The sequence below is a fragment of the Methylobacterium aquaticum genome, from assembly GCF_016804325.1.
GTDB lineage: Bacteria > Pseudomonadota > Alphaproteobacteria > Rhizobiales > Beijerinckiaceae > Methylobacterium > Methylobacterium aquaticum_C.
On sequence record NZ_CP043627.1, the window covers coordinates 1,804,732 to 1,821,034 of the forward strand.

General features: G+C 70.8%; 11 protein-coding genes and 2 pseudogenes. 7 read left to right on the forward strand and 6 right to left on the reverse strand.

From position 1 onward, the window contains the following. Positions 1-3 precede the first annotated feature (3 nt). A complete protein-coding gene (locus F1D61_RS08015; protein ID WP_203157402.1) occupies positions 4-645 on the forward strand; it encodes a class I SAM-dependent DNA methyltransferase in 642 nt (213 codons plus the stop codon). On the opposite strand, the gene F1D61_RS08020 is transcribed toward F1D61_RS08015, so the two are convergent. Continuing rightward, positions 612-1,604: a catalase family peroxidase gene (locus tag F1D61_RS08020; protein WP_203157403.1), complete on the reverse strand. Its 993-nt coding sequence runs from the start codon at positions 1,602-1,604 to the stop codon at positions 612-614. The genes F1D61_RS08015 and F1D61_RS08020 overlap by 34 nt on opposite strands. 231 nt (positions 1,605-1,835) lie before the next feature. Continuing rightward, the gene (locus F1D61_RS08025) at positions 1,836-2,246 is read right to left on the reverse strand and encodes a TerB family tellurite resistance protein (RefSeq protein ID WP_246775776.1); all 411 of its coding nucleotides are present in this window, start codon (positions 2,244-2,246) and stop codon (positions 1,836-1,838) included. 29 nt (positions 2,247-2,275) lie between these two features. On the opposite strand from F1D61_RS08025, the gene F1D61_RS08030 reads away from it, so the two are divergent. The 6 genes and pseudogenes from F1D61_RS08030 (at position 2,276) to ssuD (ending at position 7,388) form a co-directional block, all read left to right on the forward strand. Next, positions 2,276-2,455, forward strand: a complete 180-nt coding sequence (locus F1D61_RS08030) for a hypothetical protein (RefSeq protein ID WP_203157405.1) — start codon at positions 2,276-2,278, stop codon at positions 2,453-2,455. Positions 2,456-2,790: 335 nt separating this feature from the next. Next, a complete protein-coding gene (gene msuE / locus F1D61_RS08035; RefSeq protein ID WP_203157406.1) occupies positions 2,791-3,375 on the forward strand; it encodes an FMN reductase in 585 nt (194 codons plus the stop codon). After that, a pseudogene (locus F1D61_RS08040) lies at positions 3,372-4,327 on the forward strand (aliphatic sulfonate ABC transporter substrate-binding protein). Before msuE ends, F1D61_RS08040 begins: the two are co-directional and overlap by 4 nt. 6 nt (positions 4,328-4,333) lie before the next feature. Continuing rightward, a complete protein-coding gene (ssuC, locus tag F1D61_RS08045; protein WP_203157407.1) occupies positions 4,334-5,119 on the forward strand; it encodes an aliphatic sulfonate ABC transporter permease SsuC in 786 nt (261 codons plus the stop codon). A gap of 31 nt (positions 5,120-5,150) precedes the next feature. Beyond that, a complete protein-coding gene (locus F1D61_RS08050; protein ID WP_203157408.1) occupies positions 5,151-5,990 on the forward strand; it encodes an ATP-binding cassette domain-containing protein in 840 nt (279 codons plus the stop codon). A gap of 234 nt (positions 5,991-6,224) precedes the next feature. Continuing rightward, positions 6,225-7,388, forward strand: a complete 1,164-nt coding sequence (gene ssuD / locus F1D61_RS08055) for an FMNH2-dependent alkanesulfonate monooxygenase (protein ID WP_203157409.1) — start codon at positions 6,225-6,227, stop codon at positions 7,386-7,388. A gap of 48 nt (positions 7,389-7,436) precedes the next feature. Here ssuD and F1D61_RS08060 read toward each other — a convergent pair. From F1D61_RS08060 to F1D61_RS08075, 4 genes and pseudogenes are all read right to left on the reverse strand, one after another. Continuing rightward, positions 7,437-10,657, reverse strand: a pseudogene (locus tag F1D61_RS08060) (error-prone DNA polymerase). Between the two features lie 237 nt (positions 10,658-10,894). Next, positions 10,895-12,397, reverse strand: a complete 1,503-nt coding sequence (locus F1D61_RS08065; protein ID WP_203157410.1) for a DUF6504 family protein — start codon at positions 12,395-12,397, stop codon at positions 10,895-10,897. Then, positions 12,315-13,055 (reverse strand): ImuA family protein, encoded by a 741-nt coding sequence (locus F1D61_RS08070; protein ID WP_203157411.1) that lies wholly within the window; start codon positions 13,053-13,055, stop codon positions 12,315-12,317. The genes F1D61_RS08065 and F1D61_RS08070 overlap by 83 nt, the downstream gene beginning before the upstream one ends. 2,053 nt (positions 13,056-15,108) lie before the next feature. Next, positions 15,109-16,242, reverse strand: coding sequence for a replication protein RepA (locus F1D61_RS08075; RefSeq protein ID WP_203158971.1), 1,134 nt, complete (start codon positions 16,240-16,242; stop codon positions 15,109-15,111). Positions 16,243-16,303 lie beyond the last annotated feature (61 nt).

Here is a 16,303-nt window from a genome sequence, read left to right on the forward strand (position 1 = left end):
ACCGTGACCCGCCACACGACCACGCTGCCGCCGGACTATTTCGACGCGCGCTACGCCGCCGATCCCGATCCGTGGAACTTCGCCGCCAGCCCCTACGAGCGCGACAAGTACGCCGCGACCCTGGCGGCCCTGCCCCGCCCGCATTACGCGGCGGGCCTCGAGATCGGCTGCTCGATCGGGGTGCTGACGGCGGCGCTCGTGCCCCGTTGCGACACCCTGGTGGCCCTCGACGTGGCCGAGGCCGCCCTGGACCAGGCCCGCGCCCGCTGCCGCGACCTGCCCCATCTGCGCCTGCTCAAGGCCCAGGTGCCGGGCGAGTGGCCGGAGGGCACCTTCGACCTGATCCTCCTGTCGGAGGTGGTCTATTACCTGGACGCCGCCGACGTCGCCCGCCTCGCCGCCCGTGTCCGGGGGAGCCTGGTTCCCGGCGGCGACGTCGTCCTGGTCCACTGGACCGGCGAGACGCACTATCCCCTGTCCGGCGATGAGGCCGCCGACCTGTTCATTCGCGAGACGGGACGCCATCTCGCGGTCGACCGGCAGGTCCGGACAGGGGCCTACCGGCTCGACGTGCTGCGGGACGGCCGGTCATACGGCGGCCGTCCCGAACCTCAGTTCGACCGGCGCGACAGCGACACCGCGTAGGCCGGCGAGCGGATCGCGAACATCGGGTCGTCGGCCGGGCCGGCGATGCCCTCGGGCAGGTCGACGACGGGATCGAAGGTCGCGGCGTCGCAAGTGGCGTCGGGCGCGATTGCGGTGATCGCCAGGGTGCCGAGCGTCTTCTGCTTGCGCTCGTCCTCCGGCCAGGTCGCGGTGACGTCCGTGGTCGGGTCGCCCGGCTCGGCCAGGATCGCCACGAGGTCGAACTTCGCCGGGCCCTTCGCCAGCCGGTCTTTCAGCTCGTCGGCGTAGAACGCGTCGGGCTTGGCCTTTAGTTCGTCATCCGAGAGGGTCGCCTTGTCGGCGGCCACGAACTTGAGCTTGGCCGTCGTCTTGTCGCCCTTGGCGTTGGTCAGCGTGTAGGCGTGCACCGCCCAGTAATCGGTGCCCGCGAAGCTCGCCGGCACCGGCCGCGCGTTGAGCCACGCCGCCTGGCGGCCGGTCTCGGGGTTCTTCGCCGCGAAGGCCTTGATCTTGTCCGCGTCCGGCTTGCCGTCCGGCCCGGGCGCCCGGACCTGGAGGAATTCGAGCAGCTGCGCCGGGGTCTTCGTCGAGAAGATCGGCGCGGAGATGATCACGAAGGTCAGGTCGCCGGCGGGATCCTGCATCCGCATCGCGAAGCCGCGGGTCGTCGGCTTGGTCTTGTCCGAGATCTTCGGGTTGCCGCCGCCCATCGAGAAGCGGGCGGTGACCGGCACCGTCTTGCCGGACTCGGTCTTGGCGAATTGCGGCGCCTTCGACAGGCTCGCCGCGTCGGCGGCGGGCGTGAAGTCGCCCTTCAGGCAGACGCCCTTGGCGCCGCTCGCCCGCACGCCCTTGTGGTCGCCGCTGACGGCGAATTGCAGGGCGACGATGGCGGCCGGATCGGCCTCCTGGGCCGGCGCCGGCATCGTGGAGGCTAGCACGGCGGCGCCGGCCAGGAGGGAGAAGGACCGGATCATGGAAGCGCTTCCTCGATTGTCTCGAGGACACTTTGAATTGCGCGCAACTTTATAGCAAGTCCGATTCTAATCCGTATCGGGATCGTGTCCCCTCTGTGACGGGGGCCGGCCGCGACCGCCCCGGCGAGGCGCCGCATCCCCTTCTCCACGAGCCGGGTGCCGGTGTCGTGCGCCGCCGCGACGAGGGCCCGGCGCGTCTCCAGGCCGCTCGGACCGCGCCGGGGCCCCCACTCACCGGTCCAGCACGGCGCGGTCGTTCTTCGCCACGAGCGCCCGGAAATACGGGTTCAGGTCGTTCTCCGACAGGCCGAAGGCCTGAGCGAACTGCATGATCAATTGCTGCTCGCCCTGTTCCGCCTCACCGTCGGCCATGGCGCTGTCGATCATGTTGAGGATGATGCAGAGCCGCTGGTCCGGGCGCAGGCGCGGCGCGGCGTCGGCCAGGAACTGGGCCGGCTGGGTCGAGCGGGCATACTTGACGGCGGCTTCGAGCTGCTGGCGGGTCGTGTTGCGGCCGAGCACCGACATCAGGTGGCCGATCTCCTCCGGGTCGATCTCGCCGTCGGCGCCCATGCAGTAGATCAGCGACACTGCGAGGCAGGTCCGCGGGGTGAGGTCGAGCGAGGTCTGCGACTTGAACATGTTGAACATCGTCGGGGGCCCCTGGCAAGGTGCTCTGGTGGAAGGCTGAACCGATCCGTCAGCAGGCGCTCGATTACCGCAACGGCGCTTCGGTGTCGATCATCCGCGCGCCGGTGGAGCGCGAGTATTTTTCCCTGGCACCGTCTTCCATTTGCCGGGCGACATTCCCATATGGCGGAACGATCGACTTGCCTACGTTTGAATATTGAATTTAATCCCCGGATGAATGCTTGAAAGCTCGATGCCCGATCCGGCGCAGATGAGCAGGACCGGGCGATGGCATCGATCGCGCTCGCAGGCCGGCCGCCGCCGACGCACCAGCATAGCCCACGCTCGATCCACGATCTTTCTCAGGCAACACCGGAACGGAAGTCGCATCTTCTCTCATGTGCCGCTCCCGTAGCAGGATCAACTCCCGCTATACGCTCATTTGAAATCTCGTTTCATTGACTGATCTCGGCCTCGGCCGCATCGTAAGCGACATCGAGCACGGCGGCGGCGACGCCCCGTCGGTGCCCCGCTCCTGACGATCGGATCGACCCCCATGACGCGCCTGCGCCTCGTCGGCTTCTCCGCGAACATCCAGCGGCCCTCGAAGACCCGCACCCTGGTGGAAGCCATCGCCGCCGAGGCGGCCGTGCGGCTGCCGGTCGAGGTGCGGATCTTCGATCTCGTCGATGCCGGCCCCGGCCTCGGCGGTGCGCTCGGCCGCGACCAGCTCTCCCTGCCGGCCCGGCGCCTCGTTGAGGCGGTGGAGGAGGCCGACGCCCTCGTGGTCGGCACCCCCGTCTACAAGGGCGCCTATACCGGCCTGTTCAAGCACCTGTTCGACCTCGTCTCGCCCGAGGCGCTCGCCGGCAAGCCGGTGGCCCTCGCCGCGACCGGCGGGGGTGCGCGCCACGCCCTGGTGGTCGAGCACGCCTTGCGCCCGCTCTTCGGCTTCTTCACCGCGCTGACGGTGCCGACCGCCGTCTACGCCTCCGATCCCGACTTCCGCGACGGCGGCCTCGATTCCGCGGCGATCCGCCAGCGGGTGGCGGAGGCCGGCAGCCAGCTCGCCGGCCTCGCCGGGGCCCGGGCGGCGCAAGCCCCCGCTCCGCTGGCCCGCCTCGCCGGGGGCGCCCGGTGATCGACCGTCGCACGCTCCTCGCCGCCGCCCTCGCGGGCGCGGCGCTTCCGGCAGCTCTGCCGGTCTCGGCCGCCAGCCCCGACACCCTGCGCATCGGCTACCAGAAGAACGGCATCCTGGTCGTCGCCAAGCAGCAGGGCGCGATCGAGGCGAGGCTGAAGCCGCTCGGCGTCGGCGTCGCCTGGGTCGAGTTCTCGTTCGGCCCGCCGCTCCTCGAGGCGATCAGCCTAGGGGCCATCGATCTCGGCCAGACCGGGGACGCGCCGCCGGTCTTCGCGCAGGCGGCGGGCGGCCCGATCACCTACGTGGCGGCGCAAGAGGCCGCGGGCTCGGGCGCGGCGATCCTGGTGCCGAAGGAGTCCCCGATCCGCTCCCTCGCGGACCTGAAGGGCAGGCGCGTGGCCTTCGCCAAGGCGTCGAGCGCGCACAACCTCACCATCGCGGCCCTGGAGAAGGCGGGGCTGACCTACCGCGACATCGAGCCGGTGACCCTGGCGCCGGCCGACGCCGCGGCGGCCTTCGCTCGCGCAGCGTCGATGCCTGGACGATCTGGGACCCCTACTTCGCCATCGCCGAGATGCAGCCGACGACCCGGGTTCTGGCGCTCGCCACCGACATCGCCAAGCCCAACAATTTCTTCCTCGCCCACAGGAGCCTCGCGGCCGCGCGCGGCCCGGTGCTGGACGCGGCGCTCGACGCGCTCGGTCACGTGGCGCGCTGGTGCGAGGCCAATAGGGGCGAGGTGGCCGCGCTCCTCTCCAAGGGCACCGGCGTGCCGCTCGCCGCCACCCGCCGGGCGGTCGATCGCACCGACTACGTCATCGGCCCGATGACGCCGAGCGCCATCGCCGAGCAGCAGCGCGTCGCCGACCGCTTCCATTCCCTCGGCCTGATCCCGCAGCCGATCCGGATCGCCGATGCGCTCCGCACTCCCGTCTCCCCGAACGGCTAAAAGACCATGCCCGCCCTCCCCTCCCCTGCCGCCGCGGTGCAGCGCCTCGCCCCCTGGCTCCTGCCGGCCGCGATCCTCGTCGGCTGGCAGGTCGCCGGCTCGGCCGGGCTGGTCTCGACCCGGCTGATGCCCGCCCCCCTCGACGTCGCCGCCGCCGGCTGGCGCCTGGCCGAGACCGGCGAATTGTGGACCAATCTCGGCGTCAGCTTCCTGCGGGCGGCGAGCGGCTTCCTCATCGGCGGCGGCATCGGCTTCGGCTTAGGCCTCGCCAATGGCTTGTCGCGCCTGTCGGACCGGCTCACCGACACCACCGTGCAGATGATCCGCAACATCCCCCACCTGTCGCTGATCCCGCTGGTCATCCTGTGGTTCGGCATCGGCGAGGAAGCGAAGCTCTTCCTGGTGGCTTTGGGCGTGTTCTTCCCGATCTACGCCAACACCCTGCACGGCATCCGCTCGGTCGATCCGCAGCTGGTCGAGATGGGCCGGATCTACGGCATGTCGAAGCCCGAGCTGTTCTGGCGCGTGGTGCTGCCGGGCGCCCTGCCGTCGATCTTCGTCGGCCTGCGCTACGCGCTCGGCATCATGTGGCTGACCCTCATCGTCGCCGAGACGATCTCGGCCTCCTCGGGCCTCGGCTACATGGCGATGCAGGCCCGCGAGTTCATGCTGGTCGACGTCGTGGTGCTGGCGATCCTGATCTACGCGCTGCTCGGCAAGGTCGCCGACCTCCTGACCCGCCGGCTGGAACGCGCCTGCCTCGCCTGGAACCCGGCCTATCGCTCGGCCTGATCCCCACTCTCGCATCCAGGGTTCTTGACTGATGATCGCCAGTACCCTCCGCCGCTTCGAGGGATTTGCCCCCGTCTCCCGCCCGAGCCTGCGCCGCGAGGTCGTCGACCGCCCGGTCGCCCGGGAGACCGCCCGCGACCGCACGGCCACCGGCCTCGGCATCACCCTGCGCGGCCTGTCGAAGTCCTTCGACGGCGGCAAGCCGGTCATCGACGGGCTCGACCTGCACATCCCCGCCGGCCAGTTCGTCGCCGTGGTCGGGCGCTCGGGCTGCGGCAAGTCCACTCTGCTGCGGCTGATCCTCGGCCTCGAGACCCCGAGCGCCGGGCGCGTGACCGTCGAGGGGACCGAGGCCCCGCGCCGGATCATGTTCCAGGAGCCGCGGCTCCTGCCCTGGGCACGGGTGCTCGACAACGTCGCGGTCGGGCTCACCCGCGACGGATCGGCGGCCGGGCGGCGCGAGCGCGCCGCGGCGGCGCTTCACGCGGTCGGCCTCGCCGAGAAGGCCGGGCAGTGGCCCGCCACCCTCTCGGGCGGCCAGCGCCAGCGCGTCGCGCTCGCGCGCGCCCTCGTGAGCCACCCGGGTCTGCTCGCCCTCGACGAGCCCCTGGGGGCGCTGGACGCGCTGACCCGCATCGACATGCAGGCGATGATCGAGCGGATCTGGCGCGGGCAAGGCTTCACCGCGCTCCTCGTCACCCACGACGTCGCCGAGGCGGTGGCGCTCGCCGACCGCATCCTGGTGGTCGAGGCCGGCCGCATCGCGCTCGACGTACCCGTCACGGTGCCCCGCCCGCGCCGGCGCGGCGATCCGGAGCTGGCCGCCCTGGAGGGGCGGATCCTGGATCACCTGCTGGACGGGCGGAACTGACGGATCGTTCGGAGAACAATCGGACGAAACGCCCGCTTCGCCCCACCCGCAACCTCATCCTGAGGTGTCGGTCGATCGCAGATCGACGGACCTCGAAGGAGGCCTCCCGCTAGCCCTGAGACTTCTGGAGCCCTCCTTCGAGGCTCCCTGCGGTCGCACCTCAGGATGAGGTCGCGTGCGGGAGAACCTGATCACCGTCGCCGAACAGGCGCCCCCTCTCCCCCGGAGTCCCCCATGACCGGCCAGACCGACGTCCTCTGGTTCCTGCCCACCCACGGCGACGGCCGCTATCTCGGCGCCCAGGAAGGCGCACGCGCCGTCACCCTGCCCTACCTGCGCCAGATCGCCCAGGCCGCGGACGAGCTCGGCTATTTCGGCGTGCTGCTGCCGACCGGGCGCTCCTGCGAGGATTCCTGGGTCGTCGCCTCGGCGCTGGTCCCGCTGACCCAGCGCCTGCGCTTCCTGGTGGCGGTGCGGCCGGGCCTGCAACTGCCCTCGACCGCCGCCCGCATGGCCGCCACCCTCGACCGGATCTCGGACGGGCGGCTCCTCATCAACGTGGTCACCGGCGGCGATCCGGTCGAATTGCGCGGCGACGGCGTGTTCCTCGGCCATGACGAGCGCTACGCGGTGACCGACGAGTTCCTCAGGGTCTGGCGCGGGCTCCTCTCCGGCGAGACCGTGACCTACCAGGGCGAGCATCTGCGGCTGGAGGACGGTCGGCTGATCTTCCCACCCGTGCAGAAGCCCTATCCGCCGCTCTATTTCGGCGGCTCGTCGCCGGCCGGGATCGAGGTCGCGGCCGAGCATTGCGACGTCTACCTGACCTGGGGCGAGCCCCCGGCCGGGGTGGCGGAGAAGATCGCCCGGGCCCGCGAGGCGGCCGAGAAGCGCGGCAAGACCTTCTCGTACGGCATCCGCCTGCACGTCATCGTGCGCGAGACCGAATCCGCGGCCTGGGAGGCGGCGGAGTCGCTGATCTCGCGCCTCGACGACGCCACTATCGCCAAGGCGCAGGCAACCCTGGCGCGCCAGGATTCCGTCGGCCAGAGCCGGATGATGCAGCTCCATGGCGGCCGGCGCGACAAGCTCGTGGTGTCGCCGAACCTCTGGGCCGGCGTCGGCCTGGTGCGGGGTGGCGCCGGCACCGCCCTCGTCGGCTCCCCCGACCAGGTCGCCGACCGGATGAAGGAGTACATCGATCTCGGCATCGACCGCTTCATCCTCTCCGGCTACCCGCACCTGGAGGAGGCCTACCGCTTCGCCGAATTGGTCTTCCCCAAGCTCCCCTTGCGCAAAACCACCGGCCGGGCGGCGACGGGTGCGCGCAACGACGGCCCGTTCGGCGAGGTGATCGCCAACGACATCGTGCCGACGCGGGGTGTGGCGGCGCATTGAGCGTTCGCGTCGTATTCGGCGAGCCGGCACGACCGGCTTGCCACCGCATCACCGAAAGTCCCGGCTTCCCACCCGCAACGGCCGCGCCGCCCCGCGCGCATCCGCGCCGCCGCGCCGCGCCTCGTCCCCCCGCCCGCCATCGACCGCCAGCGGCTCCCCCGGCGCGTCCTCCGCCACCCGGCCCAGCAGGTCCGAGCGGTCGATCAGGTGCTCGGCGACGAGGTGGATCACCTCGCCCTCGCGCTGCACCCGGCCGCGGGCGGCCATTAGGCCGGCCTGGAGGATCAGGGTGCGCTGGCGGGCGAACAGCGAGGGCCAGATGACGAGGTTGGCGGTCTCGGTTTCGTCCTCCAGCGTGATGAACATCACCCCCTTGGCCGAGCCCGGCTTCTGGCGCACCAGCACCAGACCCGCCACCGTCACCCGGGCGCCGTCGCGCAGGCGGCGCAAGGCGGCGCAGGTGGAGACGCCGTCGCGGGACAGGCCCATTCGCAGGAAGGCGAGGGGATGGCGGCCGAGGCTCAGGCCCGACGCCCGGTAATCCGCCACCACGGCGGCCCCCTCCCCGAGGGGGGCGAGGCGCACCGGCGGCTCGTCGAGTTCGGGCAGGGGGACGGTCTCGCGCCTGTCGGCCGCCGCGAAGAGCGGCAGCGGCTCGGGGGCGAGGCCGCGGATCGCCCACAGGGCCTCGCGCCGCCCGAGCCCGAGGCACGCGAAGGCATCCGCCGCGGCGAGGCTCCGCAAGCCCTTCAGCGACAGCCCGGCCCGGCGCCACAGATCCTCGACCGAGCGAAAAAGGTCGGCCTCGCGCAAAGTCGCGATCCGGGCGCCGTCCTGGTTCGGCAGCCCGCGCACCAGCCTCAACCCGAGGCGCACCGCCAGCCTCCCCTCCCCGCCGGCTCCAGGGTGCAGTCCCAGCGCGAGGCGTTGACGCTGATCGGCCGGACCTCGACCCCGTGGGCACGGGCATCGCGCACGATCTGGGCCGGGGCGTAGAAGCCCATCGGCTGGGCGTTGAGGAGGGCGCAACAGAACACGTCGGGATGCCGGCACTTCAGCCAGGACGAGGCGTAGGCGATGAGGGCGAAGGAGGCGGCGTGGCTCTCCGGAAAGCCGTAGGAGCCGAAGCCTTCGAGCTGGCGGTAGGTGCGGGCGGCGAAATCCGGGTCGTAGCCGTTGGCGATCATGCCGCCGACCAGCTTCTCCTCGTAGAGGTTGATCGTTCCGTCGCCCTTGAAGGTGCCCATGGCCCGGCGCAGACCGTCCGCTTGCTCCGGGGTGAAGCCGGCGGCGACGATCGCGACCTGCATCGCCTGTTCCTGGAACAGCGGCACGCCGAGGGTCCGCCCCAGCACCGCTTTCAGTTCCTCGGTCGGGTAGGTGACTTCGTCGAGCCCGCGGCGGCGGCGCAGGTAGGGATGGACCATGTCGCCCTGGATCGGGCCCGGCCGCACGATCGCGACCTCGATGGTGAGGTCGTAGAGGTTTCTGGGCTGCATCCGCGGCAGCATCGCCATCTGCGCGCGACTCTCGATCTGGAACACCCCGATCGTGTCGGCCTTCCGGATCATCGCGTAGGTGGGCTCGTCCCTCTGAGGGATGTCGGCGATCTCCCGCGGCGGGCTGGTCTCGGGCCGGTGCTCGGCCAAGAGCGTGAAGGCCCGGCGCAGGCAGCCGAGCATGCCGAGGCCCAGCACGTCGACCTTCATGAACCGCAGGACCTCGATGTCGTCCTTGTCCCACTCGATGATCTGGCGGTTCTCCATCCGGGCGGGCACCACCGGGCAGAGCCGGTCGAGCCGGTCGAGGGTCAGGACGAAGCCGCCCGGATGCTGGCCGAAATGGCGCGGCGTGCCGATCAGCGCCCGGCCGATCTCGAGCGTCAGCCTCAGACGACGCTCGGAGAGATCGAGGCCGAGCGCCTTGGCCTCGCGCTCGCCGACGCCGTCGCGCGACCAGCCCCAGACCAGCCGGGCGAGCGCCCCGGTGATGTCCTCCGGCACGCCCAGCACCTTGCCGACCTCCCGCACCGCGCCGCGGGCGCCGTAGCGGATCACCGTCGCGGTCAGCGCCGCCCGCTCGCGGCCGTAGGTGGCGTAGATCCACTGGATCACCTCCTCCCGGCGCTCGTGCTCGAAATCGACGTCGATGTCGGGCGGCTCGTCGCGGCTCTCGTTGATGAAGCGGGCAAACAGCAGGCCCTGCTCCACCGGATCGATGGCGGTGATGTGAAGGCAGTAGCAGATCGCCGAATTCGCCGCCGAGCCGCGGCCCTGGCACAGGATGCCCTGAGACCGGGCGTAACGGACGATCGCCTCGACGGTGAGGAAATACGGCGCGTAGGCCTTCTTCGCGACGAGATCGAGTTCGTCACTCAGCTGCTTGCGGACGGCGTCCGGCACCCCGGCCGGGAAGCGCTTGTCCGCCCCCTCCCAGGTCATCGCTTCGAGCCGTGCTTGCGCCGGGCGCCCATCCGCCCCGGCCTCGTCCGGGTAGGTATAGGTCAGCTCGTCGAGGGAGAAGCGGCAGGATTCGGCGATCGCCGCGGCCTGGGCCAGGGCCTCGGGGTGGCGGGCGAACAGGCGCGCGGTCTCGGCCGGATCGTGCAGGTGGCGCCCGGCATGGCGCTCGCGGGCAAAGCCCGCCGCCGCGATGGTGGTCTTCAGGCGGATACAGGTGACCACGTCCTGCATCATCCGCCGCTCGGGCACGTGGTAGAGCACGTCGCCGAGGACGGTCGTGGGCACCCGGGCGGCCCGGGCGAGGCTCGCGATTCCCTCCAGCCGCAGGTGGTCGTTGACGCCGAAGCGGCGCGACAGGCCGCAGGACAGGTCCCGTCCGAACACCGCCTTCAGGAGGCGCAGGCGCTCCGTCAGGGCATCGTCCGGCCGGTCGGCGGGCAGCACCGCCAGGAGGCCTTCGCCCCATTCCGCCACGTCGGCAGTTGTCAGGTGGCAACCGCCCTTGGGCGCCCGCTCGCGCGAGCGGCCGAGGGTGAGGAGGCGGCAGAGCCGGCCATAGGCCTCCCGGTCGGTGGGATAGACCAGCAGGCTCCAGCCTTCCGCGAGGTCGAGCCGGCAGCCGACGATCAGGCGGCAGCCGGTGGTGCGGGCGGCGGCATGCGCCCGCACCATCCCGGCGAGCGAGTTGCGGTCGGTGACGGCGAGCGCCCGGATGCCGAGGAGGGCGGCGGCAGAGAACAGCTCCTCCGGCGAGGAGGCGCCGCGCAGGAACGAGTAGTGGGTGGTGACCTGGAGTTCGACGGTCATGGGGAGCTTATCCAACCGTCAACGGCAGCATCTCGGGCATCTTCTCTATCCCACACTCCACCTCATCCTGAGGTGTCAGTCGATCGAAGATCGACTGACCTCGAAGGAGGGCTCCAGAGATCGCCGCGACTTCTGGAGCCCTCCTTCGAGGCTCCCGCTGGTCGCACCTCAGGATGAGGTCGCGGGTGGGATGAAATCCAGCGGCCGAAGCCAGCAAGCTTCGAGGGACCGGGCGCATCACGCCTCCCCCAGCCCATGCAGCCACCAGCGCGCGCCATCCCGCGTCAGGGAATCGCGAAACAGCCAGTAGCGGGCGCCGGTCTCGTCCTCGACCCGGTAATAGTCGCGGGTGGCCGAGACCTCGTCGTCGGACAACCACCATTCGCCGAAGATCCGCTCCGGCCCGTCGGCCCGGGCCACCCGGCGGCGGGTGCCGCGCCAGGTGAAGGCGGAGGGCGGGGCATCGGGAAGAGCGGCCAGCACCGCCACCGGCTCCGGGGCCGGCAGCAGCCGGCCGGGGCGCGGCAGGTCGGCGGGCCAGGTCACGCCGGTGGCAGGGCTCAAGGCCGCGACCCGGCGCACCGCCCGCTCGGGCCACTCGCTCTCGACCGGACTTTTGCGAAACACCCGGCCCGGCCCGAGGCGCAGAACCAGCCGGTCGACCAGCTCGGCCATCGTGTCCGGGTCCGGCTCCTCGCCCACCGCGGCGAGCTGGCGCGCCTCCAGGCGCTCGACCCGTGGAGCGGCAAGCCGCGCCTCGTCGATTCCGTGGCCGGGATCGATGGTGGCGAGCCGCTCGGAGAGCAGGCGGGCGAGGTGGGTAGGATCGCGGCTCGGCCGGGCGGTGCCGACGCTGACCGCCTGGTCGAGCCCGTCGACCCGGCGAAACACTAGGTCGAGCCGGCGCACGCCGAGCCCGTGCCGGGTGAGATCGTCCGCCAGCATCCCGGTCAGCCGCCCGGCGACCCGGGCGAGCGTCTCGGGCGCACCGATCGGCTCCGCGAAGGCGAGGCGCACGCTGTGCTCGACGGGTGGGGCCAGGGTGGCGAGCGGTTCGGGGGCGTGGCCGAGGGCTTCGGCGAGACGGCGGGCGGGCGCCTCGCCGAAGCGCCGGCGCAACGGGCCACTCGGCTGCTCCAAGAGCTGGCCGACCCGCGCGATGCCGAGCTGAGCGAGCCCCGAGACGATGTCGCGGTCGAGGCGCAGGGCGCGGAGCGGCAGGGCGAGGAGCGCGTCGCGCTGGCCGCCGGGCGGCAGCACGATCTCGGGGCCGAGGCAGCGGGCGGCCGCCCAGGCGGCGCCGGGCGTGTCGGCGAGCGCCGCCCGGACCCGGTAGCCGGCCCGGCCGAGGCGGCGGCGCAAGCTTGCCAGCAGTGCCGCCTCGCCGCCATGCAGGTGGGCGGCGCCCGCCACGTCGATCCAGATCCCGTCCGGCGGGTCGGGGGCGACGAGGGGGGCGTAACGCAGGCACCAGGCCGCAAGGCGCCTGAGCGCCGCGGCATCGCCCTCCGGATCGGCTTGGATCACCGTGAGGCCCGGCACCATCGCCTGCGCCTGCGCCAGCGCCAGACCGGGGCGCAGGCCGAGTCGATGGGCGGCGCGGTCGACGGCACCGACGACCCGGCGCGGGCCGTCCTGGGCCGCCGCCACCAGCGGCTCACCCGGCGGCGGCGCGCCGTGCCGGCGCCGCCACAGGTCGGTCGGCCAGGTCGGCAGGAACACGCAGATGACCCTTCGCATCGGGAGCCTCGAGGAGCCAGGTGCGGGGCTCGGCGCCCCGGGCGCGCAGCAGCGCCACGGTCCAGCGGGCCCGCGACAGGCCCGGCACGGGAAGGGCGGCGGAGGGCGCCGCGGTGACGCCCCAGCGGGTCGCGGCGGCGTTGGGCTCCGGGACGGCGCTGCCCCGGCGGCGGATCACCAGGGCGAGGCCGCCGCTGCCCTCGGCGGCGAGCTGGAGCCGCCGCGACGGGGTGAGCCCGAGCCGGGCGACCTCGCCGACCACCGCCGCGAGGCCGCGATGGCGCAGGCCCTCCTCCATGGTGGGCAGCACCTCGGCCTCGCGCCGGGTCTCGGCGTAGAGCACCCGATCGGGATGGAGGCCGACCGCGGCGAGGCCGGGGGCGAACAGGTCGCGGCTCGCCAGGCACCACAGGACCGGGCCGGGGAGCCGGGCGAGGATCGCCGCGGTGAACAGGGCCGCGAGCGCCCCCTCCCCGTCCACCGGTCCCGCCGCCAGCACCTCGTGGACCGCACCGAGGCGCAGGCCCCCGCCCGGCAGGTGCGCGTCGAGGTCGGCGACGCCGAAGGGCAGGACCGGCCGGTCCGTCCCCTCGGGCGCCAGCCCGCCGATCCGCTCGCGCAACGCCGCGAGCTGCCGTTCCCGCTCGGCCTGCCGCATCTCATGCCCATCACCGAACCGAAGCAACAACTCGTTCTTGTTTTGTTCGGTTTCATGGACGTGTCAATCGGGGCTGTGGACGACAGGGCCGTCAGAGCCTGCCCGGACCGGGGCCCTGTTGACGGCAGCGGGGACAACGGGATCGGCGGCGCCCGGAAAGCCCTGCCGGGCAAGGGGATCGGGCGGGGCAGCGATGCGGGCTGCCGGCGGGCACAGCCGTTGGACAACCCGCTCAGAGCCGCCAGGAGCGCCGCTGAGCTGGATTCGAGGCCGGCAGGTGCCGTACAACTGTTCTGGGGCGCGACGGGCCTCCACGGGCCTCCTGGCGGAGAATCCGGGATTTGCGGCTCGCCGGGCATCGCCCCGGATCCGGGGCCGTCAAACCGGGGTCGTGCGGGGGTGCGTCGAGGCCTCGCGCGGCACGCCGAGTCGCCTACGGAACGCCGTCCGCGATTCACACAGCTTTCCAAGCTGTTAATCGGGGGCCCACGCCGAGTAACCTACGCCCCCACGCCGAGTCGCCTTCGCCGACCCCCCGATTCCGCGCAGACCTGCCTACGCGGATGCGCCGAGTTGCCTACGCGGATGCGCAGACCAGCCTACGCGAACGGGTGGTAACCCCTTGTGGGGATTTGGAAAATCGCCACCCCATATAATACCCATATAGCTCTACGGATTCAGATTCGGAATCTAGATTCAGAATCTCTCATAAAAAGGCTTTTCGAGATCAGGAGTTAGGGGCTTTTCGGGGTGAGCGGCGCGGAGGCGGCACCGAAGGCCTTCGGCCGGACCGGAGGCGAAGCCCCCCTCCCCTCTCGCCAGGAGGCCCGGTCAGAGTCTTGGGTGGTCGCGGCGAGAGTCGGGGGACTCGGCGGCATGAGTCCTCGCCGGACAAAGCCCAGATCAGCCGGACTCGTTTCCCCGTGGAAGAGTCGAGGCGAGGCTTGAACCGCAGGAACCGACTCGCCTGTACGCTGGCCGATGATTCGCCGTCCCGATCCGGGACTCTGTCTCGACTCCGGGCGTGTGATCGGAGTCCGGCAATACTTTGCGATGACTCATCGCGCCGGCGGACCGCAGGGTTACCGACAGGCTACTCGGTCGTCCAAGAGCGTAGGCAATTCGGCGTGGAGTCGTTCACGTCCCGTAGGCAGGTCTGCGTCGACTCAGGCAGGTGAAAACCGTGGAATCTCAATGGGGAAACGGGAGATTCGGGAGGCCGCGCCGGCGATGGGGCGCGTAGGCGATTCAGCGTGGTTGGATCTGCTCCCGGCAGTGGTGGGGCGTAGGCAACTCGGCGTTGGGTGGCCGGGTGCAATGGTGTGGTCGGGTAAGATAGCTAGTGATCATGCTGACTAATATGGTCATAAATATTCATCGTATTTGTAATATACCGATTGATCTTATAACATCCATTCGCTTATTGCATGAATATATAAGATAGGCGTCTCCCATTCGAGAGATATCAGACCCTCCACGTCATCCCGGGGCTCGTCGAAGACGAGAGCCCGGGATCCATAAACGCCGACGGTGCCGAACGAGACGGCATGCGGGCCGCTTCATCTTTGAACGTCAGCGGTTATGGATCCCGGGTTCCGCTGCGCGGCCCCAGGATGACGTCGAGGCACGGGACACGACAGCGGCGTGAAGGCTGCCGGCATGAAGCTGTCCCACCCTCGACCTTATCCTGAGAGCCTGTTTGAGCAGGATTTTCTGCTAGGGACTCGAGGCAAGTGGCATCATCCTACCCTCTAACCTCATCCTGAGGTGTTAGCCGATTGAAAATCGGCTGACCTCGAAGGAGGGCTCCAGTTAGCTCGGAGACTTCTGGAGCCCTCCTTCGAGGTCAGTCCATCAAGGATGGACTGACACCTCAGGATGAGGTGGTGGGAGGGAGACTCTTGTTATCGTCGTGCAGGGCGTGAAAACGTCAGAGATGAAAAGAAAATAATCCTATCAACAGTCATGACAAACACAACGCCGTCTCGGCGCTCACACGCGCACCGTCATCCGCCGCCTCGACCCCCCTCCCCTCGTAGGCAACTCGGCGGAATCAAGCCCTTGCCCGGGCTCGCTTATTCGCGAGCGCCGCCTTGGGCGGCACCAGCAGGTCCTTCGGATCGGAGGGCAGCAACTGCATCCCGCCATCGTCGAGAGTCAGGCGCAGGCGCGGAAACACCTCGGTGAGATGGGCGACATCCTTGCGGAATTCCTGGCGGAACGAGCGGATCGAGCCGTTCTCGCTGCCGAACTGCTTGTAGAGGTTGTCCCAGGTGAGCCGCAGGGGCCGCTCCAGGCGCGAGAGCCGGTAGCCGACCCAGAACAGGAGGTCGAGCTTGCGTGCCGAGCCGGCGAAGGCGCGGGCGGCGCGGATGTCGACCGGCAGGGCGTGCTGGATCAGGTTGTCGTAGAACTCGCGGTGGAAGGTGATTGTCGAGGACCAGAGCAGGCCCTGGTCCGGGTGGTTGTGCAGCGGCAGCCACACGTCCATCTGCCGGAACGGCGGCACGTTGAGGGTCGAGGCCCGGGTGCCGTCCCACAGGCCGATCTGCATCGAGCAGGCGGCGAGCCGGTTGAGCTGCTCCTTGAACTGCTTGAGCGTGCCGCGCTCGCCGCCGGTGACCGGAAATCCCATGTCGCGGATGAAGCCCGACATGCTCTGCGCCACCTCGACCTTGGGGCTGCGCTGGCGCACCGCCTCGGTGCAGAGATGCAGCAACAGGAGCCGCGCCTTCGGGCCGTAGGGCAGCCCCTGCATCTCCATCTCGCCGGTCGACGGGTTGATGAGCCGGCCGGCATTGATGGCGAGCGTGTTGCGGCCGTATTCCCGCGAGACGTTGGTGACGCCCTTCGGCTCGCGATACGGCAGGCCGCAGAGCGCCAGGACCGAGTGGATGTGCTGGATGTTCTCGGGCGCCGCCGGCTCGTTCTCGATCACCTCGCGCACCATGTCGCGGCGGCGCGCGTTGCGGGGCAGCCGGGCGCGCTCGGCCGCGGCCTCGGCCTTCAGCTCCACCAGCTTGTCGCGCGCTTCCGACTCGGCGTCGCGCTTGGCCTGGCTGGCGCGCACGAAGGCGAGCGTCGCCTTGTAGGCGACGCTGCCGCGCGCCTTCTCGACGATCTCGATCAGGTCGGGGTCGCGCACGCCCTCGACCGGTTCGAGGACGGGTTGCGGCGGGGTCGTCATCTCCACCAAAGGGCTCCGCACGGGGATGCGCGCCGCCAGGGCGTGCATCGTGACTCTGCAT